Raw genomic sequence first — 26,980 nt, 5'->3', positions numbered from 1 at the left:
TGTAGATGCGAATTGAAGTGACTCAACAGCTTCCGGACAATTTGGAAGCGCTTGTGCTGATGGCCTTTGAAGCCCCTGAGCTTGTGGGGTCGGCGGTCGAGCAAGACCCGTCAATCACAAACTATCTGCGGCATGTGCATAGCAGCGGCGAGCTGGACTGCAAGAAATGTAAAGTAACGGTGCTGCACAGTCCGGCTGGCGTTCGTCCATCGCTGATAGTCGTGGTCGGTGGCGGTTCGTCTACTCAACTGGCCGCCGGAGATGCCTACCGCTGTGCAGCTGCGGCAGCCAAGGCGCTGGCCAAACGCGCCCGATGCAGTGTCGCCTTTGACTTCGGAGTGTTGTCGTCGGATGTGGCGCGGGCCGCCGTCTGCGGGGCGATCAATGGATGTCAGGGGCAGGATATTCTGCGATCCCAAGCGGTGTTGCAACCCATACAGCAGATTCTGTGGATGCGCGTCCAGCAAGCCGATGCACATTGGGGAGCCGAGGTCGGAGAGTCAATGCTGTTAGCTCGGCACTTGGTAAATTTGCCGCCTAACCTACTGTATCCCGAATCGTTTGTTCAGCGAGCCGCCGAAGTCGCGGTCGCCGAAGGACTCGAATGTGACGTCTGGGATGAACTCAGGCTGCGCCGTGAAAACTGTGGAGCCTTATTGGCGGTGGCTCGCGGCTCGTTACGACCGCCACGATTGTTGACCTTACGCTACCCCGGCCGCAAATCCGCACCACCATTAGTCTTGGTCGGCAAGGGTGTCACCTTTGACAGTGGAGGGTTATCGCTCAAGCATTCCGAAAACATGTTGACGATGAAATGCGATATGGCCGGTGCAGCCACGGTGTTGGCAGCCATGCAAGCCATCTCGCGATTGAAGTTAGACACGCCTGTGGTCGGTATGATGGGGCTGGTGGAGAACATGATTAGTGGGGCCAGTTACCGACTGGGCGATGTATTGACGTCGCGCAATGGCAAGACCATTGAAGTGCATAACACCGATGCCGAAGGGCGCTTGGTGTTGGCTGATGTGTTGGATGTTGCGGTCGCACAAGAACCGTGCGGGATTATCGACGTCGCGACTTTGACCGGTGCCTGCGTAGTGGCTCTGGGAACGGATGTCACCGGTCTGATGACCAATGATTCTGAGTGGCAAGCCCAATTCTTGACAGCCGCCCAGCGGGCCGGAGAGCTGGTTTGGCCACTGCCGATGAGCGAACATTTTGCGGAACAGGTACGTGGGGCAGTTGCCGACCTCAAGAATGTGGGAGATGGACGATGGGGCGGTGCAATAACCGCCGCCAAGTTCCTGCAGGAATTTGTCGGCGACGTGCCGTGGATTCATGCGGACATCGCTGGACCAGCCTTTTTTGACACCCCCAAAGCCTATCAAGATGCGGGTGGAACAGGCGTACTTGTACGGTCATTAGTCAGCTTGGCCGAGCGACTTTAGCCTAAGCGATGTCGCTGAGAGTCAGATTACGAAGGCAATTTGCCGGCCGCGATCTCTTCTTCCCACTGGTCCATCAGTGGCCAGTCCACTGCGCAGGTTCCAAAGTCGGCCATGTGCAGGTAGCCACGCAAACGTTGGATCGTTCGGTCCAACAAGGCATTGTCCTTGCGGAAGATGGGGCCGTGGCTGGGAAGCAGCCACTGAACGTCGCTATTGCGAATGCGCTCCAACGAACGGACAAACGCTGGAATATCACTGCCATGATGCGCATCGATGGCCCCTACACAACCGTCTCGATAGATGTTGTCGCCACTGAACAGCAGGTCGCCCATGCGAAATGCCAATTGACTATCGGCGTGTCCCGGAGTGGACCAGACCTCTAGACTCAGGCTGCCCAACTGGATAACGGAGCCTTCGTCGATCATCAGGTCGGTGGTGACACTGGGCATTTCCAGGTGAATATTTTGAGCCTCGATCTCGGCGAACGTTTGCAGTTTGTCGCCCGTTCGCAGCAGTTCTGCCGCTTTGGGATGCGCCGCCAATGGTGTCTTGAGAGTCTGCTTGGCCAAGGAGAATCCCTGTCCATGGTCGACATCCGCGTGCGTGGCCACCAGCATTTTGCAGCGGCTTAGTGGAAAATCCAACTGCCGAATCAGCTCGACAATTTCGTCGACCGAGTCCTCGTAGCCGATGTCGATCAACAACCATTCGTCGCCATCGAAGACTAGATAGACGTTACATCCGATGACGTGACCGGCCTGAAAATTCAGTTCGATAACGTTCGGAAAAATCAGCTTTCGATCTAACATTGCGGTGGGTGTGTCCGGTAATGGCGGAACCGTTGACTACGAAGATGAGCCGTATTCTACAGCAACGACCGTCAGGGACAACGCTGCCTTCACTTGACCAATTGCCGGTGAACATCAGAAGCCATTGGCACCTCCGCTTACTACCGTTGCCGGACGGTGGAAGAACTGAGCGCCGGTTGCCTGTTAGTGTCTGTCGCGATTACCATAGTCAGTCAAGGACAAGTTCCCACTTCGAATGGATATTCTCCCGTACGAGCTACCGATGACCTTCGATCCATCTGATTCACGTGCTAAGGCAGCGGACGGCGTTGCGCCTGCCGTAGGATCGACCAACCGCTATGTGCGTCAAGAACGCTTCAGTCAAATTGGACAGGAAGGTCAACAGCGACTGCGGGACTCACAAGTGCTGGTGGTGGGCTGTGGGGCGCTCGGATCAATGATTGCCGAACGACTGACACGCTCGGGTGTCGGTGCAATTCGACTAGTTGATCGCGATTGGGTTGAGTTAACCAATTTACAACGTCAAACGTTGTTTACGGAAGAGCACGCTCGCACCGCAACGCCCAAGGCTGTAGCGGCCGCAGAGATGTTAGCTAGAATCAACAGCAGCGTGCGCGTCGAGCCGATTGTCGATGATTTGACCTGCGACAACATACCGCGCCTGGCCAAGCATTGCGAATTGATTCTGGACGGAACGGACAATTTTGAGACTCGCTTTTTGATCAATGACTACTGTGTTCGATTTGGCGTGCCGTGGATTCACGGTGGTTGTTTAGGAGCCAGCGGGCAAGTCATGTCGATCATTCCAGGTCAAACCGCCTGCTTCCGATGTCTGGTTCCTGAATTACCTCCGGCCGACACGCTGCAAACATGCGATTCTGCTGGTGTGCTGGGACCGGCCGTCGGATTGATCGCCTGTTGGCAGGCGGCTGAGGCGCTCAAAGTGCTCAGCGGCAACCTGGCTGCGGTTTGCAAGCAACTGATCGTGCTGGATAGTTGGGATACGGACTGCCGCTGCGTCCATTTGAGTCGCGCGCCGGACTGTGCCACTTGCCAACAACGCTACTTCCCATTCTTAGATGGCCAATTGCGTACAGACGCTGCGGTGTTATGCGGAAAGAACGCTGTGCAACTGCAACGCCCCGATGCGTCCAACTCCATGCAGGACTTAGCGGGTCTAGCGCAACGGCTAAGCCCGCTGGGTCCAGTGCAATCCAATGCGTTTTTCGTTCGGCTGCAACTCGCCGAGTTTCAAATTACAATTTTTCGGGGTGGACGCACTATTGTCGAAGGCACGACATCGCCGGCTGAAGCCAAGACAGTGCTCGCCAGAACACTGGGCAGCTAACTAATTCGGATTCGGTCATCCACATAAAGAATTCTTTGATTTGTTAAGCAAAAACCGTGACGGTCGCTAGTCACGCTGGTCAAGGGTGAGTATTCTTGCTTTAAGTGGGTTAATTCCACGGTCACAGTGAAATCAATTTCCATACCGAATTGAGTTTTTGTGGCTGAGTTCGCCGGAGTCTGTAGCTACGCTCGCCCGAGCGTGGAGGGCTACAGCTGAAGTTAACCCCCAAACCCTTCTCAATCAAAGGTGTTCGATGCGTTACGAGTTTAGATTGGCCGAACTGTTGGGGCATACGCCTGATCGGCGAAAGCGACCTGGGACGATCAAAGCTATCGTGGATTATACGGGGCTGGATCGACATCAGGTGGCTTCGCTGCTCAAGAATGAGGCCAAATACATTCCGTTGGATGCTCTCAGCCGCTTGTGCGACTATCTAGTGGAACATGGTTATGCATCGGCCGATGAGTTGCCGGGTGCTTTGTTTGCCGTCAAGCCAGAACATTTTTGGGAGCTGCTTGCGCGGCGTCGAAAGTTAGAGATCTGCGTTGGCGTTCGACGCCCGGATGCCGAGTCAGCCGATTCTGCGTGGGTGGTTGCTTCCGATGCGGTGTTGATGGGGGCTGTGCTGAACGGTGTCAGCACCTTGGGAGGCACCGACAAATTGATTCGATCGCAGGGAACCACATCCACCATCGTGAGCCACCCAGAGTCGCTCAGGCAGACCTTGGTCTGGAGTCCTAGCCATTCAGAAACAGAGGAAGCCTGTCAGTACTCGCGCGAGATTTACGAAACGTTTAGCGCAAGCCAGGGAGACCAAGCTCTGGTCTGTTTGGGTAGCGTCAAGAGCAATCCGGTTGTGGAAATGGTGGTGGCTGATGCGTTTCAAACCGAACCCTTCAAATCGGAAGACCACGTCGCTCGCGCCTCCCAACGCTCCGTACCATTTTTCTTGCGCTATCGTGATACCGATCCGCGTCCGGCCTGTGTGTCGGCGGGCACGCGATTGAGTAAGAGTGAAGAGGCCAAAGAACCAGGTATTTACTACGAGCAGGCCGATGGCACATGGAAATTTGCTGGCGGACAAGACACTGCCCTGGTGTTTTACGTTTATCGCGAGTCGTTAGGGCGCTTGGAAATGGTGCTGAGTGGTTTTAGTGGGCGATCGACGCGCTTGTTGGCTCGCACGCTGGCCAGTCGCGGCGAAGATTTTTGGCCTCCGGTCTATCAAGAAGACTATCTACAGATTGGTGCCTACATCGTCCAGTACTCGGCGTCTGATGAAGCGAACCGGCCCAATGACTTGCTGCGGACTGATCTGGTAGGCATCCCCACCATCATCCCGCTGTCGGTTGAAGCCATACGGCGACGACTGCATAAGTAGTCGCCGTTGATAGCGGATAACAGCGTCAAAACAACATGCAGACGCTAGCTAGCAATTGTCAAAATGGCCTTTGTGCTGAGTGTCGATTCCACGTTCCGGGCGGGTGAAGCGGCCGAGTCGATCGGCAGGCTGGCTGGACTTTCAGGCAGTGATTGGGCGGCTTTGGCGGCGTCGCGGTCGATCAACTCCGACCTACGAATCTTGACGCTGTTTGGCGCCTCGATCCCCAGTCCTACAACGTTGCCACGAATTTTGACTACTTTCACCACGATTTCGTCACCAATCACAATCGACTCCTCTAACTTTCGGCTGAGCACTAGCATTTTAATCTTCCTTGCAGTCATTACCTTGGTGGGACATGTGGGTAAGCCAGTATTCGCTCCCAATCGACTAGTCTTGGCCTGACGACCCAAGCGACTCTGACTTTCGGTCGACGCAACCGGCGAACGCCACAACACGACTGCGAATGGTGTGCCAAATCTAGCGCAACATTCTGCGAAGACACTAATGAGTGGACAGTGAAACGTTTCACAGAATCGAAACTCACCAGGTAACAGGGGATATCAGCGGTTCAGCACGGCCATCGACGACCTCCAAAATATTCAGTCTACAGGCGCTGCAAAACTTGAGATCGAGTAGGATGAGTTGGGAAATTTTTACAATCGAGCTTCGTGACTTTCAATTCGATGAGTTGGCTTGCTATGTCTCCAAGTCTGTTGCCTCGTGGGCCGCGTTTTATTCAGCAACTTGCTCTGGCCGGAGTTGTAATCGGTGGGATGGCCGGTAGTGCTTGGACGCAGACCAGCGAAACGGTAGAGGACAATAGCAGACTGGTTCCGCAGAATCTGTTGAAACTGATGCACGCCTCCGAAGTGCACAGCGAATTGCAACTTAAGCCACAGCAAGTGAAATCACTGGAAACCTTGTTCGCCAAGATTGATGGCGCTTGGTTCCGCGCGCGCAATCTGCCGCAGGAAAAGCAATTTGAAGTGGTCGAGGGATTAGAAAAACAAGTCTGGGACTGGGCACGCAAATCGACTGACGCGCGCCAAGTCAGGCGTTTGCGCGAGCTGCTGTATCGTTCCTATGGCGTGCGGATGCTGTTGGTGAGTGACGTGATCAAAGCCATTGACTTGGAACCTAGCCAAGTCGATACATTTCGCGAGCTAGCCAGGACTTCCGATAGCGCTCAACAGCGACTGTTTCAAGCCACCCTCTCCGGCCAAGGCGTCGAGGAAGCTCAGCAGGCTGTCAAGACAGCTCTGCTACAGGAAAACCAGGCGGTTACCAAACTACTTGACACAACCCAGCGCACTAAAGTGAATCAGTTGCGAGGCCAAGAATTTGATGTTCAGTCGCTGGAGCGCATTTACCCGATGGCACCGGAACTCGAACCTGTTGCCAAGTGGATTAATGCCCAGCCGCTGACTCTGGCCAGTTTGCGCGGAAAGGTGGTACTGCTGCATTTCTACGCCTTCCAGTGCAGCAACTGCCATGCGAATTTTGAACACTATCAACGCTGGCACAAGCAATATGGCGACCAGGTCGTTGTGCTGGGCATTCAGACGCCAGAAACTGCCGCCGAAGCCGACCCGCAAAAGGTCCAGTCGGCCGCCCAGGATCGCGGCCTTGATTTTCCAATCATGGTCGATGTGGATAAGAAAAACTGGAATGCCTGGAACAATACGATGTGGCCTACCGTTTACGTTATCGACCAAGATGGTTATTTACGACATTGGTGGCAAGGGGAACTCAACTGGAAAGGTGCCACAGGAGACAAGCAAATCGAGGAATTGGTCGACAAGCTACTCGGAAAGTCGCAAAAGTCCTAGCACAATCGAGTTTTGAGGCGAGAGCTTGATTTGCACATTCATGTCGCATGCTGCGACAGCATAGCGAGCAGGTTCGTCCATGCTCTGGCGAGCGTAGCTTGCTAAACCAAGGCAACTTTGACGCAGTGAATAGGCGGTAGCGAGTCGAAGAGGCACGACCAGTGCTCACCAGCGTCGCGACCGATCCAGAGTTGTCCAGTTGTGGTTCCGAAGTACAGCGCTGGCGAGTCAAGGCTGTCAACAGTCATGCCATCGCGCTGGACGGTGAAGTAGCTGTCTTTGGCCGGCAAGCCCTGAGTGAGCGCGTGCCACGAAGAACCGCCATCGATGCTCCGCCACACAGCGGGCGCTCCACCGGGGCAGGTGCGAGTCTGTGGTTCGTGCGGCATGACGTACACCATGTCCGGATCGTGGGGACTAGTCACAATGGGAAATCCAAAATCCGACGGCAAGCCTTTGGCGATCGAATACCAACTCTTTCCATAGTCGTCGCTTCGCAGCACGCCGATGTCTGGGCGCGGCCCGCCTGGACCATGCCACTCGGCCCAGCCACCGTGATTCTGCATATACAATCTTCCGGGCGCTTTGGCATGCGTGACGATCTTGTGTACACACTGACCAAATTCAGGATAGGGATCGGGCACAAAGCCGGCGCCTATTCCGGCATTAGCGGCTGAAAAGCTCTGACCGCCATCTTCGCTTAAGTAGTGTCCGCCGGTCGAAATGCCCAGGTGAATGCGATCGCCGTCGACCACGATGGTGTGCATGCACAATCCACCGTTGCCGGGCTGCCAGTGCTGTGCATGGGGATGATCGCTGATGCTGCGAACCAACTCCCACGACTGACCGCCATCGGTACTATGGAATAGAGCAGCCGGTTCGACACCACACCACAGTTCGCCTGGTTGGTTACCAACCTCCAGCGACCAGATATTAGCCAGCGATCGACCGTCGCCTTCAGGAAACGCCGGAGCGGACGCAGTCTCTTGGAATGAGCGCCCCAAGTCGTCAGAAACCAGAACCTTCATACCAAAGAACGGATTGCAACTGGAGGCAAAGATTCTAGGTGACTGGCGGGTATCTAACAGCGTCGAATACACGCCAACGCCTTGTCCGAACGGACCATGCAGGCGGAAGTCGGACCGCGCCAGCCCCGATTCGGCAACGAAGTGCCCCTTCTTCGTACCAATGCTCAACAAGACTCGATCGGCCATCGTGATTGCTCCACAGTTAACCGCCGGAAACCGCTTGAAAGACCGACACAACATCCCCTGGCTCCAGCACCTGCGTCATGTGTGCGGGGCTGACCAGATCATTGTTGATGAACAGGTGGATGTGCTTGCGAAGTTGCCCAGTCTCCTGGCAAATACATTGATACAGTGCCGGGTGAGAGGCTTGCAGCTCCACCAACAGTTCCGCAACCGTCTCGCCTGATAGTTCAACACCAACTTGATAGTTGATGTGTGGCTGTAGAACGCGCGGGACGAGCAATTGCGTGGGCATGGTTGGTGTTGTGATAATCCCTACGGCAGATGCTAACGCAATGTGTGCGGGTCAACTGGCTCGTCGCCGTTGCAGGTAACGAGGGCGTTCAAGGTATTCTCGTCGACTGAATTCGCTACGAACCTTACCGCCCCATCGCCCAATAGCAATTGCCTGCCACCTGAATGATGTGAACGTCCTGCGGAGTTCAGATAATTCTGCAAAGGCAAATCTTGAGGTGCCATCCAAGGTACCGCATCGACTTCACTCGATTCAATCACAGCCAATGTGTTGGAAATGCCATCTGTCACTTCGTTGAGAGAACGCGATTCGCCACCAATTAGAAGTGCTTGAGGGTGTACAACAACCTGATAGCAAGTCAGTCCGCGTTGACCGATCTGAGTTGTTGGGCAACTGTATGCTGATATCTGAAGGCTGTGAAACCGTTGATTGACGGGATCGTCCCAAGGTTTACTAAGATCGATCTGTGTGTATACACTGTTCTGCTCCATGTACGGTAGGATCAGTGTTCGCCAACTGTGCAGTGGCCGACCATTCTCATCAACCGAATATGCTGGCGGAAATTCTCCATGGATCGAGACGTAATTGTGAAGGGCAATCCCAATCTGCTTCAAATTGTTGGCACAACTCAGTCGTCGATTCGCCTCAACGTATGCAGGTATCAATAGTCCCAATCCACAACCGCACAGCACAAGCGCCCCCACAGCGACTAGTGACACGATCAGCACAACGTTGTTGCCACTCGACCTGCCAGCCGCAATTGGATTTAGTGGTTGTGGTGGTAGTTGCGAGTCAGATTGCCGATCGCTGGACATGGCTAGTGCTCCAAAAGGACGGAAAATCGACACACTAATATGGTGCAACCATCGGCCTGCACAACACGGCAGCACATCAGCATCGCCTGACGCTAGTCAGGCAATAGGGGCGCAGGGAATGACCTAGCATGGGGCACATCCACGCGGGTCCCCGGATTGTACTACTGGCCGACGACGCAGTCCATCAGGTCGCAGACGTTGGATTTCTCAAGTCCGTCCAGCGAACCTAACCGCTGTTCCAGGCTCTGGACGGTGCTGGCCGACAACCGGGTTGCCGCATTGTGTCGGAATTTTTCCAGCAGCAGCGGAATACCATCGGCACGTCGCCGTCGGTGGCCAATGGGGAAATGAACTTCGGCGCGCGATGTCGAACTGCCATCGTTGAAGAACACCTGGATCGCGTTGGGGATGCTGCGCTGCTCTGGGTCAAAATATCCTTTGGTGAACTCTGAATTTTCCGAAACCTGCATCAAACTGCGCAGGCGATCGACGTTAGGATCGGCAGCCGCCTGATCCTCGTAGTCCTCGTCGGTCAAGCTGCCCTTGAGCAGCCCGATGGCGATCATGTACTGCAAGCAGTGATCGCGATCAGCCGGGTTCGTCAGCGGCCCCGACTTGTCGATGATCCGCACGCCGGCCTCCTGCGTCTCGACTCGAATCGACTCGATTTGGTCCAGCCGTCCCTTAACTTGCGGATGCAATTCAATGGCTGCCTCGACCGCCGTTTGTGCATGGAACTCGGCAGGGAATGAAATCTTGAACAGCACATTCTCCATCACGTAACTGTCCAGCGGCCGGCTCAACGTAATAACCTGCGATCGGAACAGGACGTCTTGAAACCCCCATTTGGGTGCCGAAAGAGCGGTGGCGTAGCCCATTTCGCCAGTCAAGCTGATCAGCGCGAGCCTCACGGCGCGCGAGGTAGCATCGCCGGCCGCCCAACTCTTGCGGGAGCCGGTGTTGGGCGCATGGCGATAAGTTCGTAGTGCACCGCCGTCGATCCAAGCATGTGATAGTGCATTGAGGCACTGTTGGCGGGTCGCCCCCAACAACCGACAGGCCACAGCCGTGCTGGCCACCCGCACCAATAGCACATGATCCAGGCCAACTCGATTGAACGAATTATTCAGCGCCAGTACGCCCTGAATTTCGTGAGCTCGAATCATCGCGTCCAACACGTCGGCGATCGACGTCGGCTTGCCAAGCACGCGCTGGCGGTAATCAGCCAGGGCTAAGATGGCACCGAGGTTGTCTGACGGATGTCCCCACTCGGCCGCCAGCCAAGTATCGTTGTAGTCCAGCCAGCGAACCATCGTTCCAATGTTGAACGCACCCGCCACCGGGTCTAGTCGATATCGCGTTCCAGGAATGGGGACACCGTTGGGCATTTCTAGGCCAGGAACAACCGGTCCCAACAACTTTGTGCAGGCCGGATATTTTAGGGCTAGCAGTCCACAGCCCAAGCTATCCAGCAAACACAAGCGAGCCGTCTCGCGAGCCAGTTGGTTGAACTGCCCGTCGGCCAAAGCGTAATCGGCCAATTCCTCAAGCAATTTATCGGTCATGATGATCCAATTCTGGTTAGCGGTTTTCGATGGGCACAAAGGGGCGGTCAGCAGGTCCGATGTAGTCGGCACCGGGGCGAATCAGTTTGTTATTGGCGCGTTGCTCAAAGACGTGCGCCGCCCAGCCGGTAATTCTGGAACACACAAAGATCGGCGTGAACAGCGGCGTCGGAATGCCCATGAAGTGATAGGCTGATGCGCTGTAAAAATCCAAGTTCGGGAACAGCTTCTTCTGGTCCCACATCAGTTGCTCGATGCGCTCCGAGACCGGATACAGCCGCGCGTCGCCTACGGAGTCAGCTAGTTTCTTCGACCAGCCCTTAATGACATCCGAGCGAGGATCGCAAGTGCGATAGACTCGATGACCAAAGCCCATAATCAATTCACGCCGCTCTAGCGCGGCCAACAATCCAGCTTCTGCTTCATCGGCAGTTTGGTAGCGTTCGATCACCTCCATAGCGGCTTCATTGGCACCGCCGTGCAGTGGTCCCCGCAAGGTACCGATGGCCGAGGTGATCGCCGAGTAGAAATCGCTGCGTGTGGCCACTGTGACACGCGCCGCAAACGTAGATGCGTTGAACTCGTGTTCGGCATACAGTGTCAAAGAAACATCCATGGCTTGAATCCAGAGTGGATCGGGCTTTCGACCATGCAGCATCGTCAGGAAGTGTTCACCAATCGACTGCGCCGAGCTGGCGGTATCAATTCGCACTCCATCATGATGGAAGCGATGCCAGTACAAGAGCATTCCTGGAAACGTAGCCAACAGTCGAATGGCGATCGCATCTTGTTGTGACACTTCGTGCTCCGGTTCCAGGCATCCCAGCGCCGAACAGCCGGTGCGCAGCACGTCCATGGGATGAGTGCCCGCTGGCAAGATTTCCAGAATCGACTTGAGATCCTGGGGCAGTTCGCGAGCCGCGATGATTTCGCGGCAGAATCCGTCTAGCTCCGCTTTCGTCGGTAGATGGCCGCGCAGCAGCAGGTGAGCGACCTCCTCGAAGTTAGCATGTTGGGTCAGATCATAGATGGAATATCCACGGTAGCTCAATCCATGCCCTTCGGCGCCTACGGTGGCAATGGCGGTTTGACCAGCGACCACACCCGCCAGACCACCCGTCTTACTCTTTGCATCACTCATTCTTGGTTCCTCGTCGTAACAATTGATCGATACGTCGTTCGATGTTTAGGTAGTCCAAAACTTCATACAGTTCTTGCCGCGTTTGCATGTTCTCAAGTTGCGATTGCTGGCTACCTCGTTGTCGAATGGCAGCGTACACCTGCTGGGCAGCGCGACTCATGGCCCGAAAGGCCGACAGAGGATACAGCGCCAGGGCAATTCCGCAATCGCCCAGCTCTGCTGCGGTTAGCAGTGGAGTTTGCCCGAATTCGGTCATATTGGCCAGGACAGGCACGGAGACAGCCGATGTAAACTGTCGCATTTCATCGGGGCTGCGGAGCGCTTCAGCAAAAATCATATCGGCCCCGGCAGCCACGTAAGCCAAACTGCGCTCGATGGCCCGGTCCAGTCCTTCACCGGCAATGGCATCGGTGCGCGCCATGATGACCAGTGACTGGTCGCGGCGACCAGCGGCGGCAGCCGACACGCGATCGCACATCTCCTGGGTAGACACCAGCGCTTTGCCAGGTCGATGCCCACAGCGTTTTTCAGCAACTTGATCTTCCAGATGCACGGCGGCAGCTCCGGCCCGGGCGAGCTGGTCAATCGTCCGTTCGATGCCCAGTGCACTGCCCCAACCCGTATCGATGTCTACCAGCAGTGGCAAGGGACAAGCGGCTGTAATCCGCCGCACCTCTTCGGCCACTTCAGTCAGCGAAGTTAAACCCAAGTCGGGCATGCCAAACGATGCATTGGCCACGCTGGCGCCAGATAGATACAGCGCACGAAAGCCGGCACGCTGCGCCAACAACGCGCAATAGGCATTGATCGTCCCAACGACTTGCAACGGTCGTTCTTGGGCAACGGCCTGTCGGAATAGAGTCCCCGGCGTTTCCTGCGACATGCTGCTTAATCTTTCTTAAACCGGCCGGAAAAATGGATGTTGATGCAACGATGACGGCACTAGGGTCCTGTTGCGCGTTGAATTGTCAGGCTAAAGAACTCAATCCATTATCGGCAAAAACCGCAAACGGCCAAGCTTCGTTGCGTAGCAGAATTCAATGCATCGCGCTAACACCCAAGCCCGAAGGGATTTGAATGCTTTGTAGAATGCACGCTTGCAAGCCGACCAGCATGCGCTTGATTTCCGTGGCCATTTACAACCCTCCGCCCTCTCCATGTTCTTCACCCTCTCCTTCACTGCCACCGCTACCGCTGGCCGGTGGGATCGTGATGTTCGTCAACTGAAAGCTAACATTATTGCGCATCGCAGTGATGTCAGCGAAAGATACTGTACCATTCTTATCGATGTCCAACGTACTGCCCGCATCGACGATGGTGCTTACCGCTGTGTTGATAAGCGAGATATCTGCGAATGATTCAGTGTACACACCGCCAACAGGATCAAGGCCCGTTGTCTCGCCCAACAAGTGGCCTATGTAATAGGCCTGTGGTGCGGCCAGCCCTGTGTTAGCGTTGGCCTTAATCGTTACACGAAGCCATCGATTGGCAATTGCGTTATCTGCCTAGCTGATGACCACGCGAGCCGTTGCACCAGGCACCACCGATATTGAGGTTGGTGTTGGCGCAGTTGCCCAACTGGACACAGGATTCGCAGCTTCGCTACATACACCTTGTGGGCTCATTTGGAACTGAAAGTCTGTGACCTTCAGATTGCTAGGCAGGCCTGCAATGTCAAACCCCAATCCATTGATGCCACGAGAGCTGTTGATCAGATTGTTGGCACCAAGTACCTGAGAGGTCGTTCCTGCTTGGGCCAGCACTTTGACAGTATCGAGGGCGGATTGAACTCCACTTGCAGCAAACGATGAGCCGGCGTAGTAGACATATCTTCCAACAACGGAGGCTGTTGCAGCAACTTTCTGCACCCGGAGTATGGCGGCACCTTGCACATAGGCACTGAAAACAAGGCCGGCTTCATTGTGATCGCTGACCTGGGTCCAGCCCGTGCCAATATCGACATCATCTCCAGCGTTTCTGAGGACATACAGCACGTTGCTGGTACTGGACAGGTTCAACACTTCCCTATAGTTGAGAATCAGCGAATTGTTACCGTCGCCGTCCAGATTAATCGCCTCAATATCGACGATACGACTGTCAGCGATTGCCGGCAAATTCAGAACGTGCCCGGCGCCAAGCACAACCAGCGTGTCGAATCCGTTCCCGCCGTCAATGTGTCTGCGACCAGAAAAATCGGCATCCCGTATCACCAGGGCGTCATCGCCTTGTCCGCCTATAAGTACATCGCTTCCGGCATCGCTATAGAGTTGATCGTTTCCTAGCCCACCGATCAACCGGTCGACTGCGGCTCCTCTGCTGGCAAACAATATCTTATTCGCACTGTTGCCTACCTGCGTGCCGACATCCGGCGTAAAGTTTCCTCCGAACACAACATAGCTCTTGCCAGCATTTAAGCGCGGCGGCGCGTCAGGGAAGGCCGGGGGTGGTTGATCCGCACCCCACGCTCCAATAATTAAATCGTCAAAACCATCGCCATTGACATCACCGACTCCGGAAACGGAAAAGCCCGAGAAGTCCCCAGATTCAATGCCAGCGATTCGGAAGCCGCTTGTGCCGTTGAGAGAGGCCAATGCCAGTGGGTGTGGTGCCGCCAGAACCCTGTGATCCTCCAGTTGTTCAACAAGCAACCGACGAATTGCTTTCTGTCGCCGCACACGAGCCTGTGAATTTGCAAACGAAAACAAACTTGCGCGGCCTGATAAGGCTACTAATGCACGACGAACGGACATATCTACTCCGGATAGAAGCAATCCTAGAAAGTAAATTGCGACTTTCCATTAACGACACCAACCTGCAATATAAGCGCAATTGGCGGGAGTCACACAATGGCGTGAGATACCCGAAACTGGCATTTTAACCCCACCCACAGCATTCGCAACGCAGCCGGAGCTGGCTAAAGAAATACGATTGCTGCTAGGATGGGCAGCATTTCACCAAGCAGGAGCTTTAGAAAATGTGCTCACGCCTGCAAAACGCATGAGACGTCAGAAGATCAGAAATCAAGAGTAAACCGCGTCCTCCAACTCCGCTGCCGTTGTAGCGGAATACATGCCCTCAATACGACCATCATCACTAAGGATGAAGGTTCTGGGATTGCGGCGCCAACTGGCCCGTCCGCCTGTCCGCTGGCCTTAAAAAGGCACATCGTTAATTGCTACAGAAGGTGGATTCAATTTTCTAAAATCCCACTAGATGTGGGATGCTACTCGAACCAAAGATAAGGAATGCACGGGTAGATAAACTAACTGTATCCCGTTCGATAACAGCACCGTCATTCGCAGTGCGGTTAAGGGATAGCATATTGTCGAAGAGAAACTATGCCAAGTTGTCCGAAACCTGGCCAACGAGATTTGGATTGCTGGGCAATTGAATCGGAGTGAGCGAATTCTGCTGAATGTCAAGTGCCGACGAAATTCCCTCAAAAGTGATGGGCTGAGCAGGATCAACGGTGAGTGTACCAAACACTCGCAAAGTGTTTCCAGAAAACTCATCCACGCCCGAAAGGTGGACATTGAAAGTTCTCAGCCCCGCAGGTAGCGGTTTGGCTCCGAAACTCAGAAGCAGACCGATGAAACTCAATACCAGGCATGCGTGGCGGGACATTCAAGCTGCTACTGCTGTTCTGATGACAGATCGGGTCGCCCTCGTTTTAGAGGCTAAAGATCAAACTGTCAGACTGTGGCTTTCGCCTTCAATCAGTCAAGAGCAGTCCACAAGTCGCGAATGTGGCTGCGCAATATTCAAAACCAAATGGTTAACTCGCAGTGTCACCTTGGTGAGCCGGATGGCAATGGTGTGCCAACAGTCGCGGGACGTTCGGCGGTTCTGGCTTGCTGGTTCGATTCATGCTCGACCGCTGTCTGCAGTCGATCGTAGCTCCTCCGCGTTCCTGTCACAACCTCCGCTTACTGCGAAACTGATTGTGCAATTCCAAAACGGTAGACAGTCACTTGCTCGAAGACCTGTCCAGGCACCAGTCGGGTGGAGGGGAAATGAGGTTTGTTCGGCGAATCGGGATAATGCTGTGTCTCTAGGCAGAAGCCAGCGTGGGAAGCAAAAGCGCCGGTCAGGTGGTTGCCGGTGTAGAGCTGGACGCCGGGCTGCGTGGTCAAGACTTCCAGCGATCGACCGCTTTGAGGATCAATGGCTCGCGCACAGCGGCGCATGCTACCGGGCTGACCATCCACTACGAAGCAATGGTCGTAGCCTTTCGTAGCGGGTAACTGATCTAGTCGCTCGCCAATCGCATGGAATTGACGAAAGTCCAACGGTGTGTCCGCCACGCCTACAATCGCGCCGGTGGGAATCAGCGTTTCGTCGACTTCTAAGTATTGACTGGCCGCCAGTTGTAGGAGATGTTGACGGATGTCGCCGTTACCGGCTCCAGCCAAATTCCAGTAAGCATGGTTAGTCATATTGATGACGGTGGGTTGATCGGATGTCGCGCGAAAGGTACAGGTCAATTGCCCTGCTTCATCCCATAGGTACTCGGCGGTCGCTTGCACGGTTCCCGGATAACCCTCTTCGCCATCGGGGCTGGTCAGACTCAATCGCACCCCGGCCGTCCGCGCATCGGGCGCTACCGTTTCAGCGCGCCATACCCGCTTGTCAAAGCCGATCTGCCCGCCGTGAATGTGATTGGGTGGCTTGTTGACAGATAGCTGATACACCTTGCCGTCCAGCTCAAATTTGCCAGCCGCGATCCGATTGCAAAACCTGCCGACGGTGGCACCGAAAAACGGATGGCGTTGGAGGTAGCTAGCCAGTGAGTCGAATCCCAAAGTGATATTCCCTAATGTGCCATCGCGATCGGGAACGACGACGCTGGTCAGGATGGCACCGAAATTGGTGAGTTGCACCATCCAACCCGATGAGTTGGAGATGCTAAATAGTTCGACTTCTTGGCCATCTGGTGTCGAGCCATAGTTGCTTCGGTCGATTTGCATGGCGAATGTTGCCTGGTTGATCGTATGAGTTGCTGAAATAGGACAGTGCAGCGGGTCGAATGCCCTAAACGGGTGGAGTGATAGCCTAAGGCGGCTAATTGTCGCTTTTTTTTGAGCTTGGCCAAGATAGCATAGAAATGTTGCAACAATAGAACTTAGGCGGCAACAGCAGTGGTTACGTTCGCCAGCGCAGAGGGAACAAGTTTGCCCGTCCACCGTCTATGCCCCGGTGGTTACAGAATAGGTGAGGGTAGCTACGTTTTATCCGCCGATTCGCCTGCAAACCTTTCAATCAGAGTCAAATGACAGCCACCGCTGATGGAGACTTATTGTTGCTTGGGTTGAGCCAGCATGAAGCTTGGCTGAGAACCGCAGTGCATTCGCGGTTGGGCAATATGGATGAAGTCGAAGAGGTGATGCAAGAGGTTGCTCTGGCTGCCGCCAATCAAGTTACCCGAAATCAGCCGGTCGAGCGTATCGGGCCCTGGCTGTATCGAGTCGCGTTGCGGCAGGTCATGCTGTTTCGTAGAAAAGCTGGTCGGCGGCGCAAGTTGTTGCGGTCGTTTCAAGATCGCTCGGTCGGCCGAGAGTCAGCGAGTCCGATGCAGTTTCTGTTGAGCCAAGAGCGACAGGAAATGGTACGTGCCGCCATGGGGCAACTAGGTGAATTGGAACGCCAACTGTTGGTGTTGAAATATGTCGAAGGACTTTCATACACGGAAATTGCCGACCGCGTCGGTGCCACCGCCAGCTCGGTGCAAAGTCGCTTGCATCGAGCGCGAGGCCAATTGCGCCGCGCGCTGGCCTTGGATTAGATGAGTTGAAGCTATGAGATCTGATGAATACTATCAACAACTAATGCAACAACTGGTCAGTGGCGAGCTGAGTGGTCCAGAGTATCGTCGCGCGTTAGCCGAATTGGATGCTCAACCCGACCGGTGGCGTGACTGCGCGCTGGCGTTCCTGCAAGAGCAGGCAGTGACTCAGGAATTACAGGCTTTGGCAGGCCAAAGCGTGGACTGGCAACAGGGCTGTGCCTCACGCGGTTCGAGTGCATGGCAAGTTGATTTGCAATCGAAGGACATAACCGCGCCGGCCGGCAGCAGCCTGATACACGTGAAGAGCTATATTGAGTCGTCGCATCAGTGGGCTGCGGTGGCGGCGTTGGTGCTACTGGGGATTGGCGTGGGCTGGCTAGCTTCCTCGATCCGCGACGGGGCACAGCAGGGCAGTCGCTTCGGAAGTCAAATGGCGGTTATTCAACAGCCAGATTCCCAAAACACTGACTTGGCGCGGGTGGATGCAGTGGTGCCTTCCAATTCGCAGTTGGAAGCGTTGAATCAATCGACTGGCTCAGTCAATCGCTGGGTCATTGATGAAAATCTTAGCAACAATCCGGCAGATATCGGCAACTCATGGTCCCAGTGGCTGCAGGTAGACAGCCAGATTCCGGATCGGCTCAAAGAGCTTGAAAGAACAGGTAAGATTCGCGTCAGTAGTTCCAGTGCGCTCATTCCCATCAACTATGACAATGGCACATCGGTTCTGGTTCCAGTTCAGCAATTGCACATCGAGCCCACCGTATTTTCATACTAACGCCAGAGCGTGGACGAGGAAAATTGCCTAGCGATGCAGGCACACACGCGGCTGGCGCATCAATCACACTCAAATTCAGACAAAAGGAAAGCGATTATGTGGCGACCATTGGTGCTTGCTTGGTTAGTGACCGGCTGTATGACGATCAGTTCCCTTAGTTCAAGTTGGGCTCAGCAGGGTGCCGCAGAAGCCGTTAGTTCCGCGCCGGCACCTGAATCGACTAACAACTCTGAAAGCGTCGTAAGCCAAGAAACAGCTTCTGCGGAACAACGATTGTGGTTAGGCATCGCTCTCAAAAGTGTGGGCGATGATCTGGCAGCCTTTTTGGGCAGCGATCATGGTGTGTTAGTAGATCAAGTTCATCCCGATAGCCCCGCAGCCAGTGCGGGACTGAAAAAGGGCGACGTGATCTTGGCTGTTGACGGACAATTGCTGCACAATCCATCCGAGCTGGTGCGGATTATGGCGACGGCCAAAGCCGATCGGCCACTCGCGCTGCGCATCCAACGTCAGGCAGGTGAAGTAGAAATCGCCGTAGTACCTCAATTGCGTTCTCAGGACATTCTCCAGCACCCCGATTGGACCAAAGAATTGGGGGACGTGTCGGTGCGCATAGCTCCGCACGGCAAAGAGTTAAAGGTACTGCGTTTTGGCGATCCGTCGATGATTCGCATTTCACCCAAACTGTGCGAGGCCATCTGTGGCGATGTGAATATTCAACTCAAGCGAAATCTGAATGGCCAGGAAGTCGAAGTTAGCGTATTGCGAAAAGAAGGGCAGCCTGCCGAGATTACCTTGCGGCGCGGCGACGAGACGAAAACCTTGACTCAAGACCAATTGGATCAGATTCCCGAAGATATTGGCAATTGGTTGCGTTCAGCACTCAACTTAGGCGCGACTGACAAGTCTGCTGAATCGAACCAAATATCGCAATTGGCTGAGGTCATCCAGTTGCTGGGGGGGGAAGGTGCTGCAGAAGGCAAGAGACAATTGGGACAATGGCTGGACCAGATTAAGCGTGAATACGCGGGGCCGATTGAAGAAGCAATCAGCAACAGCCTTGCGGGGGCAGAGTCTGGCGCCGAATTGGCAAAACAGTGGGCAACTAGTGAAGAGGCTAAAGCACAGATCGATCAAATCCGTCAGCGGCTGATAGAGCAGGCCAAACTGGCTGCTGAGCAAACGCGGGCACACGCCCAACAGGCTCGCCAGACGGCTGAACAAGCCACAGAAATAGCCAAACAGCGAGTAGAAAGCGAAGAGATCACGCAGCTGAAGAATGTGGTCGAGCAGCTTCGGCACGAGATCGATCAATTGCGCAAAAAGCTCACTTCAGCGGAAAGACCTGAGTAGTCTTGGCGGGTTGCCATGCTTCCAAGGGTGGCCGTGGTCTTGACCGCAGTTTACGGGCTGCATAGTCTGTACAGCACTGCGGTGGCCCTTGGTGTAACGGTAGCACGACTGACTCTGAATCAGTTAGTCAAGGTTCGAATCCTTGAGGGCCAGTTGTCGCTGGTGTCACGGTGGGAGGGGATAGCCACCGCAAGGCGGGGACAGTCAGCGGTAGTCTGGCCGCTGAAGGGTACTATGCGAGGCATCGCTCCTTGAAAATTCTGTTCCTGCATGGTTGGCAAAGTGTCGTAGGTGGACTCAAGCCATCGTATCTACGCGAGCAAGGCCACGAAGTCATCAATCCAGCCTTGAACGACGACGATTTTGCACTGGCCGTCCAGACCGCTCAAAATGCATTGGACACCCATGTTCCACAAGTCGTTGTCGGATCGTCGCGCGGCGGGGCAGTGGCGATGAATATTAACAGCGGGCCAATTCCTTTGGTCTTGTTGTGTCCAGCCTGGAAACATTGGGGCAGTGCCGATCGCATTAAGCCGCAGTCGATTGTGATTCACAGTCCGGGCGACGAAACGATTCCGTTTGCTGATTCTCACGAACTGATTGTTCGCAGTGCACTGCCGCCCGAAACGCTGTTGGCTGTGGGCACTGATCATCGTCTGGCAGATGCTCATTCGCTGGCAGCCATGCTGCGCGCCTGTGAGCAATTGGTCTGGCAAACCGGGAAAGTTTAGTTGTACCGCTAGGTTGCCATGAGCTGCTTTAGCGCTTGTTCAACGCTGGCCGCTCCCAGATCGGCTGTCGCCTGTTGGCGAACAAATTCGCGACAACCGTCGCTCATCGCGCGCAAGGCACCAACATCACCCAGCATCTGTTGCAGGTTATCAGCTAAATCCGAAACGGAATCGGGCTGGTGCAATTTCCCCATTCCAGCGCGAGCATGCAGTTCCGGGAAGGCACCGTGAGCCGGCAGTAAATAGGGGACTCCGGCCGCCAGCGCTTCTAATACAAACAGACCTTTGGGCTCAGGGTGGGTCGTCGGAACAGACAACAGGTCAATGTTCGACAAAAACTCGATCTTGGATTGCCGATCGATAATTCCCCAGTAGCGATAGTCATCCCGCAGCCCAGCGCGCTCCAGTTTTTCTTGCTGTTGTTGCCAATAGTCACGCTGCTGCGCTCCCAGCCAACCGGCGATCTCCAGGCGAATCTTAGGAGCAAGCGACTGGCCCTGCTTAAGCTGTATAAAAGCGTCCACCAGTTGATGCAGCCCCTTTTCAGGTGCTAGCCGGGCCAAGAAACCGACGGCCGGTGGACGAGTTGGATTGGCGCTTCGCTGGATAGCCAGTAAATCCTCCGAGTCGACCGACAGCGGACACACCACCATGCGAGATTCGGGGACTTGCAAGAGCTGGCTCATGCGCTGCTGGTACTGGCGGCTATGCAGCAGCATCAAGTCAACCTGCCTAGCCAGTCGCCGCAACTCGGTGAGCGCTTGTGAGCGGTATGGTTCGATCAGTCCATTGTAAAAAATGTCATCGCCTTGCAGCATGACCACCAATCGGCTATCGGGCAATTGATCGCGCAGCCAAGGGGCGCTGCCGGCTATTAGCAAATTAGAAAAAATAATCGCATCCGGTGCCAACGATTTCAGCCACTGACCCATGCGGACCACTTCTTTCCGCTGCCGGCCCTCAGCTCCGCGCAACATCGACACCGTCAACGCGCCCAAATTTGCCGCCGATGTCCCCATCGCTCGCGAGGCGATCCAACCGACCAGCTTGGGAGAATTCAAGAAGGCGTCGCTCCAAGCTGGCAACCAGCGAAACAGCGGCGATAATTGTTGTAAGTACACATTCAGCCCACCGTAGAACAGTCGTGGTTGGCTAACGTCGGTTTGGTCGGTCGTGATGGGCGTGTAAACGGGGACCAACAACGCATCATGTCCGCGCTGGATCAAGGCTTTGGCCAGACCGTTATCATGCAAACAGCTGCCGCAATACATGCCGGCTGCGCCAGCCGTCAGATAGACAATCCGCATACTCCAAACCGCCAATCCGTACCAAACTTCATCCCAGGGTCGGTCTCATTGCAGATTCAGTATACAGACTGTTAATTCGATCAGACATACTATCCTTTGGTTCCCTGGGTTGTATCGTAGCGGCCAACGGCAACTTTTGGTTGCCGTTGCGTTGAATCTGGAATGGCTAAATTCCCGCAGTCTCTAGTACCATGGCGCACTGTGTGTCGTCCGTGCACAATCCATCGGTGAAGATTAGCGACAATTGCGAGGCCATCTCCTCATGAATTGAAGCGTCGGAACGAAGTGGTAAGCTGAAGACGACACTTCGCCGAAAATATGCCGAAAATATGACTGTCATTCACGTTGGTGTGATCCTTATTTTCAGTTCGACCGTGAGGGTTTAGCGTGAACGGGGTGCTGCGGAGCTCATGGCAGCCGCTGGGAATGGGGCCAGCTGTTCGCTTCATCAGTTCGTTCTGTTGGCAGGGCTGGTGGTTCTTAGCGGCTCATGTGGCCCTGTTTGAGTTGGCACCTGCGCACGCAGACTCGCCACTGCTGCAAATTCTGCGAGCAAATCCCGATCCCTATGGCTATCCGCGTCCGTTCCCAAATGCGGAACATGTTCCGGTACGAACCAGTTTTTTTATTCAATTGGGGTTTGTCGAGCCAACCGAGGATTGGTTGCTGGAAGAGTCGCTCGAAGTGATTCTTGCCGATCCACAAGGAGACCGAATTGCGTTGGTCGCGCCGGGCCTGCGGTTCGCTCCGGGATATTCTGGAAGTTTGCAACCGGTCCGCGCCGGCTCTCCCGCTTGGGCCCTGAACATCGACTCTGAGGCCATGACCTCTAACGGCTTCGATTCGGCGGTAAAGCTTCGCCCGGCCACACGCTATCGGCTGACCGTCTCAGCTCGGACGAACAGTGGCTCTGAACTGCAGGCGGCTGGGCAAAGCTGGTACTTCACCACGGAAGCACAGCCTGGCGCGGTACACTCCCTCAACTTCCGTCTAGATTTGTCCCAATTCGGCGTTTGCTGGCAAGGAGGTTTCTTCCGCGGCTTTTGCAAACCCAGCTTTGCGACCAGTGGTTCGAACATGGTGCCCACCTACGAGCTGATGGCCGAGGTTCGAAGGAATTCGCCCAACGCGTGGATTTGGCAGCGGGATTTCTGGCTGACCGGCATGGAGCACCAGCCGCAGTTTATTTCTCCTCGACTGCCCAATCTCGTGCGCGAGCGAGAAACCCGCCGAGTGGTGCGCATTGAGGAGGCGGAATCTGGCAAGCTGGTGCACTTGGAAGACTTCTTTGGACACCAGCAATATGGGATTCCGCCGGATCGACCGCTGAGTGGCGATTACTCCACGGGAGAGGAAGTGCTGATCGCAGACGGAGTCCATCACGCCAGGGGGATCGTCCAGGAGATCGTGCGTGATGACCTCCAGGCAAGAATTCTTCGCGTCATTGGATTGAAGGAACCCCAGGGAGGATGGAAGCTGGGCTACGCGGCTCCGCTGCCGGAAGAAGAACTTTCCTTCGCGCCCGGTCTGTTTCCTCATGGGGGTTGTTACCTCATAAAGTATCGTCCGGTGGGAACGCCTTGCTACTATTGGGGACGCGTTGACCAGGAATGGGACCTCGTATATGGTCGCTATGGGCATCGCCTCATAGTCAACTTTGCCGATGCACCTGGCGACCTGTCTGTCGATGGTCAAAACTGGACCTATCCGAAGGATTATGCCCAGCATCATCAGGTTGTGCACGCCATCACGACTCGGCTGATCGAGCGCTATGGTGATGCTTGCCTGGACTTCTTGTGGAGCGTCTTCAATGAACCAGATCTGGCTCGCGTTTTCTGGCGGAGCGGTGACTGGGAAGAGCTGCAGAAGTTTTATGACTACACCGTAGATGCAGTGCTCAGGGCCTTCGAGGATCGCGGATACGATTCCACGCTAGTTCAGGTCGGTGGGCTGGAGATCGGAGCGATCTTCGGCGTTCATATTGAGCAACCCGTGCTGGAGCGATTCCTCGCGCACTGTTCGCCCAGCGCCCAGCGCGAGGGGGCACTCCAGTACAACGCCGCCTTGCAAGATTCTCGGCTTGAAGGAAAGCGATCCCAGCGGGTAACAGAATTGTGTCGGGCCACAGGTCGCGGTAGCCCCTGCGACTTCATCTCGGTCCATGCCTACAACAGCTCAGCCACGATGGCTGCCAAGTTGATTCGCGCCAAGGAGTTGGCACTCGAGATTGATCAGGACTTTTTCTCAGGCCTCGCCGTGCATTCGCTGGAATCCTGCCCGGGCTGGAATCCGCCACCAGACAGAGCGGCCGCCGATAGTTACCTCGGGAACGGCTATTTTTCCACGTGGTGTGCCGATGTGGCCCGGCGACTGCTGCGGAAAGCGACCGAGGACCAGCGCTTTGACCGAGGTGATTCGATACTCACGTTTTGGCCCTGGCCAAATCGCAACTTTGGTGGACACAACGCCGCGACTCGGGTGATTGCGATCGACCAGACGGGTAATGGCCAAGTGGATCAGGAACAGACGATCGCCATGCCGATCCTGCATTTCCTTGGCCTGCTGGCGCGCATGGAATCACCCTTTTGGGTGCTGGATGAGCAGTTGGTCGCGGGACATGTCGTGTCGGGTTTCGCTTCGCGTTCCGGAAACGCGATCCGCTTGCTAACCTACGCGCACCAGGCGGCTGATACCCAGTCCCGCTCGGACGATCGTTTTCAAGTTCGGCTGGAATTGGCCGGGCTGACTAGTTCGTCCGTGCGAGTTCGTCAGTATCAATTTAGCAAGCAACACAACAGCTACTTCGACGCGGCGCTCACTTTGCGTGATCGCCCTGATGTGCACCAGGAAAGTCAGCTCGCCGAGATAGAGAAAGCAGCTAGGTTATTAGGCGATCGCGGCACGGTCTATCGACCGGAGGAGATCGCCGACATCGTTGAGCGATCTCAATTGAAGATGACGCATGAGGACAACTTGGTCATCGGTTCTGAACACACGTTGACTCTGCAACTCTCTGTGCTGGCCAACGGTGCTAACTACTGCGAAATTGAACCACTGTCGGATTGAAAGGCGACTGTATTATTCCGGGCTATTCAGGAGCAATTCAGTGAGCTTCCCGCGAGTGAAGTCTTATGACATTCGCTCAAGACGTAGATCATCCTGACTGTTTCAGTCGATACGCGCTCATAATCGTCTGGCCACGCACAGACAAGACTGGAAGACTCTTTCGGATTCAAGCAGTCGATGTAACTTAGTGCTATCGAGCGCGCGTGGAGACTAGTCCGACGTAACTACTGGCATGGGCCTCTTGCAGGGCGATGCGCAGAGCTTTATCGGTTTGGGGATTAGCTCGGCCAGTAACAGGCTTAGCGGTCACGTAGTCTCGGGACTCGCCATCCACGGCGATTGTCGGTGACACACCCAATTCGCTGATTGCTTGGCCACTAGGCGAATAGAATTTGGAAACCGTCAATCGAATTCCGCAATTGAGGCTCTTGGTATGAAACAGACCCTGAACACTGCCTTTGCCGTAAGTTGTACAGCCAACCAGTGCGCCGCGCTGATTGTCGCGAATGGCACCGGCTAAAATCTCGCTGGCACTTGCGGATTGATCGTCGATCAACATGACCAATGGAACTTGCCAAGTACCCGAACGATGTGCCGCATAGTTTTGATTTTCAATGCCGTTCTTACCACGCGTACTAACGATTGCTCCCTCATTCAGAAAGCGATCAGCCACAGCCACTGCAGCGTCCAGCCATCCGCCGGGATTGCCGCGCAGGTCGATCACTAAGCTCTGCATTCCCTGGTGGTGTAGCTTCCACAGTGCTTCGTCAAGTTCTTGTGCGGTGGTCTTCTGGAAGCTGCTGATTTTCAAGTACGCCACCTTGCGTTCTGTGTCTAGCAGTCCAACGTCTTCCACGCTCGGCACTTCAACGCGTCGTCGAGCGATGATTTTGTCAACCAATTGTCCGTTGCGTTGCTGGACTAACAACCGCACTTGACTGCCCTCTGGGCCACGTAATAAGTCCGCAGCTCGTTCGGCTCCGACGTCAATGCAGCGAATGGAACCAATTTCCAGAATGCGATCGTCGGGTTGCAGGCCGGCTTCGCGGGCCGGTCCACCTTGAATGACATTCAGGATACGTAGCGGTGCAACATGCGGCTCAAGGGCGATTCCCAAGCCCACAAAATTGCCTTCGATTTGAGATTCAACTTCGTTCAGTTCAGCAGGCGATAAGAATGCTGAGTATGGGTCCAGCAAGCCAATCGCTCCCAAAGCGAATTGCAGGATGGTCGCGGTGGGCTTGATACCTAGTTCTGTGTGGGCAACTTCTGCAGCTTGGGCTACCAACTGCCGTGCGTCGCTGCGAGCGTGGACGGGTCGGGCCAGCGTCAGCCGATGGATTTGCAAGCGAAACGGTTCGACACGTTCTCGCCGTCCGGCGTGAACTTGAGCATCAATAAAGGCTGGTTCCGTGAGCGCCACTTCGAAATAGGCGGTCCCTCCGCGAATCAACTCAGTTAACTGAACCGAATCGACGTAACTCATCTCCAGCCTGGCCAGCACTTCCGAATACAGGTCCAATGCGGCAGCCGGACTGACGGTGGAGATCAATTGATCGATGGCCGAGTCCGAGCAGCGGCGCACGACATCGTGATGCAAACGCGAGATTTGAAGTCGTCTTCGGACTTGTGCATTATCGGGAGTTTGCCGCAATACGGATTCATAGTAATGAATGGCGTCAATCCAGTTTCGCTGGTGCTCCAGATCTAAGCCTTGGGCCAACGGATCTTGTACAGAACTGGCGGCACTAATACTCCCAGCTTGTGCGGTCTGGGGCTCAGCAGCCTGAATCCATGTGATGGGCTGAAATGCTGCGGATAAAAGAATCGCGGCAAACGGCCTCAGGTAAGCAAGACGGAGACGGCTGGCACTCACGGATATCGGCATCTGGGCTCTTCCGAGGAAGTTGACTTCTTGGCAACATGGAATATCGAATCCTCAGCAGATGTGCCCCGATGCTTGAGTTGCATCAAAAACTCATCTGCGATTCGCTGCTAGGCCAGCAACCTCGAAGCGGTGGCATCGGTTTCGCCTGTAACAAGCCCTCCGTTGACCGATTATGCCACCAGCTACCATCCATGCGCGAAGTAGGCCCGTTGAAATATAGGTCGCGG

23 protein-coding genes and 1 tRNA gene are annotated in these 26,980 nt (G+C 55.0%); 10 read left to right on the top strand and 14 right to left on the bottom strand.

Annotated elements, in window-relative coordinates:
• Nucleotides 1–5 precede the first annotated feature (5 nt).
• On the top strand, nucleotides 6–1,448 hold the full coding sequence (locus KF752_04685; protein ID MBX3420835.1) for a leucyl aminopeptidase: 1,443 nt from the start codon (nucleotides 6–8) through the stop codon (nucleotides 1,446–1,448).
• Between the two features lie 26 nt (nucleotides 1,449–1,474).
• Here KF752_04685 and KF752_04680 read toward each other — a convergent pair whose 3' ends face one another.
• Entirely contained in the window at nucleotides 1,475–2,257 is a 783-nt protein-coding gene (locus KF752_04680; GenBank protein MBX3420834.1) for an MBL fold metallo-hydrolase, read from the bottom strand.
• Nucleotides 2,258–2,519: 262 nt separating this feature from the next.
• Between KF752_04680 and KF752_04675 the strand changes: the two genes are divergently transcribed.
• A complete protein-coding gene (locus tag KF752_04675) occupies nucleotides 2,520–3,605 on the top strand; it encodes a ThiF family adenylyltransferase (protein ID MBX3420833.1) in 1,086 nt (361 codons plus the stop codon).
• A gap of 256 nt (nucleotides 3,606–3,861) precedes the next feature.
• Complete coding sequence (locus KF752_04670; protein MBX3420832.1) at nucleotides 3,862–4,989, top strand: helix-turn-helix transcriptional regulator; 1,128 nt, start codon at nucleotides 3,862–3,864, stop codon at nucleotides 4,987–4,989.
• A gap of 44 nt (nucleotides 4,990–5,033) precedes the next feature.
• Here the strand turns inward: KF752_04670 and KF752_04665 are convergent, their stop codons facing one another.
• Nucleotides 5,034–5,312, bottom strand: coding sequence for a carbon storage regulator (locus KF752_04665; protein ID MBX3420831.1), 279 nt, complete (start codon nucleotides 5,310–5,312; stop codon nucleotides 5,034–5,036).
• A gap of 378 nt (nucleotides 5,313–5,690) precedes the next feature.
• On the opposite strand from KF752_04665, the gene KF752_04660 reads away from it, so the two are divergent.
• A complete protein-coding gene (locus tag KF752_04660; protein ID MBX3420830.1) occupies nucleotides 5,691–6,821 on the top strand; it encodes a redoxin domain-containing protein in 1,131 nt (376 codons plus the stop codon).
• 101 nt (nucleotides 6,822–6,922) lie between these two features.
• Here the strand turns inward: KF752_04660 and KF752_04655 are convergent, their stop codons facing one another.
• The 10 genes from KF752_04655 to KF752_04610 all read right to left on the bottom strand — a co-directional run bounded on the left by KF752_04655 (nucleotide 6,923) and on the right by KF752_04610 (nucleotide 16,812).
• Nucleotides 6,923–8,035, bottom strand: a complete 1,113-nt coding sequence (locus tag KF752_04655; protein MBX3420829.1) for an exo-alpha-sialidase — start codon at nucleotides 8,033–8,035, stop codon at nucleotides 6,923–6,925.
• A gap of 16 nt (nucleotides 8,036–8,051) precedes the next feature.
• Nucleotides 8,052–8,324: a MoaD/ThiS family protein gene (locus tag KF752_04650; protein ID MBX3420828.1), complete on the bottom strand. Its 273-nt coding sequence runs from the start codon at nucleotides 8,322–8,324 to the stop codon at nucleotides 8,052–8,054.
• A 32-nt stretch (nucleotides 8,325–8,356) separates the two neighbouring features.
• Entirely contained in the window at nucleotides 8,357–9,139 is a 783-nt protein-coding gene (locus KF752_04645; GenBank protein MBX3420827.1) for a DUF1559 domain-containing protein, read from the bottom strand.
• Nucleotides 9,140–9,300: 161 nt separating this feature from the next.
• Complete coding sequence (locus KF752_04640) at nucleotides 9,301–10,704, bottom strand: bifunctional 2-methylcitrate dehydratase/aconitate hydratase (GenBank protein MBX3420826.1); 1,404 nt, start codon at nucleotides 10,702–10,704, stop codon at nucleotides 9,301–9,303.
• 16 nt (nucleotides 10,705–10,720) lie between these two features.
• The gene (gene prpC, locus KF752_04635) at nucleotides 10,721–11,845 is read right to left on the bottom strand and encodes a 2-methylcitrate synthase (GenBank protein MBX3420825.1); all 1,125 of its coding nucleotides are present in this window, start codon (nucleotides 11,843–11,845) and stop codon (nucleotides 10,721–10,723) included.
• Nucleotides 11,838–12,728, bottom strand: a complete 891-nt coding sequence (gene prpB, locus KF752_04630; GenBank protein MBX3420824.1) for a methylisocitrate lyase — start codon at nucleotides 12,726–12,728, stop codon at nucleotides 11,838–11,840. The genes prpC and prpB overlap by 8 nt, the downstream gene beginning before the upstream one ends.
• 253 nt (nucleotides 12,729–12,981) lie before the next feature.
• Complete coding sequence (locus KF752_04625) at nucleotides 12,982–13,215, bottom strand: hypothetical protein (GenBank protein MBX3420823.1); 234 nt, start codon at nucleotides 13,213–13,215, stop codon at nucleotides 12,982–12,984.
• Between the two features lie 135 nt (nucleotides 13,216–13,350).
• Nucleotides 13,351–14,595: an FG-GAP repeat protein gene (locus KF752_04620; GenBank protein ID MBX3420822.1), complete on the bottom strand. Its 1,245-nt coding sequence runs from the start codon at nucleotides 14,593–14,595 to the stop codon at nucleotides 13,351–13,353.
• 586 nt (nucleotides 14,596–15,181) lie between these two features.
• Nucleotides 15,182–15,469 carry a hypothetical protein gene (locus tag KF752_04615; GenBank protein ID MBX3420821.1) on the bottom strand — a complete coding sequence of 96 codons (288 nt, stop codon included), beginning with the start codon at nucleotides 15,467–15,469 and terminating at the stop codon, nucleotides 15,182–15,184.
• A gap of 302 nt (nucleotides 15,470–15,771) precedes the next feature.
• Nucleotides 15,772–16,812, bottom strand: coding sequence for a galactose mutarotase (locus KF752_04610; GenBank protein MBX3420820.1), 1,041 nt, complete (start codon nucleotides 16,810–16,812; stop codon nucleotides 15,772–15,774).
• Between the two features lie 302 nt (nucleotides 16,813–17,114).
• On the opposite strand from KF752_04610, the gene KF752_04605 reads away from it, so the two are divergent.
• From KF752_04605 to KF752_04585, 5 genes are all read left to right on the top strand, one after another.
• Nucleotides 17,115–17,627: a sigma-70 family RNA polymerase sigma factor gene (locus KF752_04605; protein MBX3420819.1), complete on the top strand. Its 513-nt coding sequence runs from the start codon at nucleotides 17,115–17,117 to the stop codon at nucleotides 17,625–17,627.
• Nucleotides 17,628–17,640: 13 nt separating this feature from the next.
• A complete protein-coding gene (locus KF752_04600) occupies nucleotides 17,641–18,408 on the top strand; it encodes an anti-sigma factor (protein MBX3420818.1) in 768 nt (255 codons plus the stop codon).
• A gap of 96 nt (nucleotides 18,409–18,504) precedes the next feature.
• Nucleotides 18,505–19,761 carry a PDZ domain-containing protein gene (locus KF752_04595; GenBank protein MBX3420817.1) on the top strand — a complete coding sequence of 419 codons (1,257 nt, stop codon included), beginning with the start codon at nucleotides 18,505–18,507 and terminating at the stop codon, nucleotides 19,759–19,761.
• A gap of 82 nt (nucleotides 19,762–19,843) precedes the next feature.
• Nucleotides 19,844–19,914: transfer RNA gene (locus tag KF752_04590), tRNA-Gln, on the top strand.
• A 98-nt stretch (nucleotides 19,915–20,012) separates the two neighbouring features.
• Nucleotides 20,013–20,492 carry a hypothetical protein gene (locus KF752_04585; protein ID MBX3420816.1) on the top strand — a complete coding sequence of 160 codons (480 nt, stop codon included), beginning with the start codon at nucleotides 20,013–20,015 and terminating at the stop codon, nucleotides 20,490–20,492.
• Nucleotides 20,493–20,500: 8 nt separating this feature from the next.
• Here KF752_04585 and KF752_04580 read toward each other — a convergent pair whose 3' ends face one another.
• The gene (locus KF752_04580; GenBank protein ID MBX3420815.1) at nucleotides 20,501–21,799 is read right to left on the bottom strand and encodes a glycosyltransferase family 4 protein; all 1,299 of its coding nucleotides are present in this window, start codon (nucleotides 21,797–21,799) and stop codon (nucleotides 20,501–20,503) included.
• Nucleotides 21,800–22,225: 426 nt separating this feature from the next.
• Between KF752_04580 and KF752_04575 the strand changes: the two genes are divergently transcribed.
• Complete coding sequence (locus KF752_04575; protein MBX3420814.1) at nucleotides 22,226–24,865, top strand: hypothetical protein; 2,640 nt, start codon at nucleotides 22,226–22,228, stop codon at nucleotides 24,863–24,865.
• A gap of 190 nt (nucleotides 24,866–25,055) precedes the next feature.
• Here the strand turns inward: KF752_04575 and KF752_04570 are convergent, their stop codons facing one another.
• Complete coding sequence (locus tag KF752_04570) at nucleotides 25,056–26,753, bottom strand: S41 family peptidase (protein MBX3420813.1); 1,698 nt, start codon at nucleotides 26,751–26,753, stop codon at nucleotides 25,056–25,058.
• Between the last annotated feature and the right edge of the window lie 227 nt (nucleotides 26,754–26,980).

The organism is Pirellulaceae bacterium, from assembly GCA_019636385.1.
In the GTDB taxonomy this organism is placed as follows: Bacteria; Planctomycetota; Planctomycetia; order Pirellulales; family Pirellulaceae; genus Aureliella.
Note: the sequence above shows the minus strand (reverse complement) of the source record. Positions and strands in the feature narration are given on the sequence as shown.